Consider the following 2040-nt stretch of genomic DNA (forward strand, 5'->3'; position numbering starts at 1 on the left):
ACCGAAGGTTCGTCTTCGTTCTTGGGATAGGGGATAGGCTATGGATCGTCGTCAGTTTCTCGCGCTTGGCGCCGCCGCCGCGGCCGCGCCGCTGGTCCTTCCTCGATCGGCGCTGGCCAGCATACCGCTCGTCACGCACGGCCAGTTCGCCAAGACCCACACCACCAAGAACGACATGTTCTTCAATTGGCGCCGGGTGCAGCAGTTTACGATCGGGCTCAAGGTCGACCGGCCTGCACGGATGCGATTGAGCTTCAACGCCTGCGTCCGCCTGGCAGATTTCATGGAGCGGATGTCGGTCTATGCGATCAGCGCCGGCCTGCGCGGACCTGCGGCGGCGGATGCGTGGCCCGGCACGGAAGACCCGTTCTGGGGCCGCCCCCCCGAAATACCCGGCTGCTTTGTCAGGGCGAACATCATGTCAAATCTGGTCACCTATCCCAGCGGCCAAACCGACCGATACAAATATGCGACCCCGGCCTTCTCGACGGTGCATCAGATAACTGAGCCGGGCTTCTACCGGGTCGAGATTTGGGCTCGTGCGCGATCGTCCTGGAACATGGGCGGCGCTACGAACTGGGATAACACCGGGGCTCCAAATCCCGGCGGCGATGGCAACGTCGCGTTCGATCAGGACCCGTACGACGCCTACGATCCCGATTTCCCGGCGAACCATGCGGTGGTGTCGCCGAGCACCTACCCACAGAACCAGCTGGTGGTAGAGCTCGACTGAGCTGGTGACGTGACAGGGGAGCCTCGAGGGGCTCCGGCGGCCGCTCCCTGGCAGGTAAAGCCGCCCGATGAAAGGTCGAAATGACATCGCCCGCCACGGCGGCTGCGAAGCCGCGCGTGCAAGGGCGACGATTCCGGACCGCAGCACAAATGGATTCCGTCAGACCGGTTAATCCCGTCGCCGGCTATGTCGGCGGCAAGAAGCAGCTCGCACGCCGCATCACCGCTCGGATCGGCGCAATCGAGCACAGCCTCTATGCAGAGCCTTTCGTCGGCATGGGCGGCGTTTTCCTGCGCCGACCGAGCCGACCGAAGGTCGAGGCGATCAACGACGCCTCGCGCGATGTCGCGATCTTCTTCCGCATCCTGCAGCGCCACTATCAGGCCTTCCTGGACATGCTGAAATGGCAGGTGACCAGCCGGGCCGAATTCCAGCGCCTGGCCGGCCAGGATCCCGACACGCTCACCGACCTGGAGCGCGCTGCCCGCTTCCTCTATCTCCAGCGCCTCAGCTTCGGCGGCAAGGTCGCATCCCGCTCCTTCGGCATCGACACGAACGGCCCAGCTCGCTTCGACATCACGCGCCTGGTGCCGCTGCTTGAGGCGGTGCACGAGCGCCTCGCCGGCGTCTGGGTCGACTGCCTGCCCTGGCAGGAGTTCATCCGGCGCTGGGACCGGCCGGGCACGCTGTTCTATCTCGATCCGCCCTATTGGGGCACTGAGCACTTCTACGGCAGAGACCTTTTCGGCCGCGATCAGTTCGCCGAGCTCAGCGCGGCTTTACAAGCGCTTCAAGGCCGTTTCATCCTCTCGCTCAATGACGTGCCCGAGGTGCGCGCGCTCTTCGCCTGGGCCTCGATCGAGACAGTCGAGCTCAGCTACCAGGCGGGCGGGGCCGAGCACACGAAGCGGGTGCGCGAGGTGGTGATCAGCGCATGAGGCAGGTCGATGGACAAGGTGATAGGCGCTGGCCGGCAGCACCGCATGCAGCACGAGGCGAACAGCTCGCGGATCGAGATCGAGGAGCCGTTTGGAAGGGGCCGGTGGATGGTGAACCTTGAAGCGGCCCGAACCGACGAGACCGTCGAGGTAAGGATCTTGGGCCGCCTCGTGGTGGTGTTCACTCCGCAGGAAGCGCGAGAGTTCGCTCAGGCGCTGGACCGTATCGCAGGCGCCTAGAGAGGCATCATTCCAAAACGCGGTCTGTTGCCATTTGATCGTTCGCTCAGTGCCATTTGATTTTTCGCGCTACAACACGACTAGGTTTGCCCGGGCCGCAGCTTGTAGAAGACGTGCCGGCCGATCGTG

3 protein-coding genes are annotated in these 2040 nt (G+C 64.2%); all 3 read left to right on the forward strand.

Features of this window, described 5'->3' with window-relative positions; all coding sequences use genetic code 11:
* The first annotated feature begins 40 nt into the window (after positions 1-40).
* The 3 genes from CXY91_RS28630 (at position 41) to CXY91_RS28640 (ending at position 1911) form a co-directional block, all read left to right on the forward strand.
* Positions 41-733: a hypothetical protein gene (locus CXY91_RS28630; protein WP_100965370.1), complete on the forward strand. Its 693-nt coding sequence runs from the start codon at positions 41-43 to the stop codon at positions 731-733.
* 149 nt (positions 734-882) lie between these two features.
* Entirely contained in the window at positions 883-1671 is a 789-nt protein-coding gene (locus tag CXY91_RS28635; protein ID WP_100965371.1) for a DNA adenine methylase, read from the forward strand.
* Positions 1672-1680: 9 nt separating this feature from the next.
* The gene (locus tag CXY91_RS28640; protein ID WP_100965372.1) at positions 1681-1911 is read left to right on the forward strand and encodes a hypothetical protein; all 231 of its coding nucleotides are present in this window, start codon (positions 1681-1683) and stop codon (positions 1909-1911) included.
* Positions 1912-2040 lie beyond the last annotated feature (129 nt).

Source organism: Allobosea sp. FBZP-16 (genome assembly GCF_002831785.1).
GTDB lineage: Bacteria > Pseudomonadota > Alphaproteobacteria > Rhizobiales > Beijerinckiaceae > Allobosea > Allobosea lupini.

Excerpts from the sequence above, each read along its gene's own strand:
- CXY91_RS28630 (WP_100965370.1), top strand. The coding sequence starts at position 41 with ATGGATCGTCGTCAGTTTCTCGCGCTTGGCGCCGCCGCCGCGGCCGCG.
- CXY91_RS28635 (WP_100965371.1), top strand. The coding sequence starts at position 883 with ATGGATTCCGTCAGACCGGTTAATCCCGTCGCCGGCTATGTCGGCGGC.
- CXY91_RS28640 (WP_100965372.1), top strand. The coding sequence starts at position 1,681 with ATGGACAAGGTGATAGGCGCTGGCCGGCAGCACCGCATGCAGCACGAG.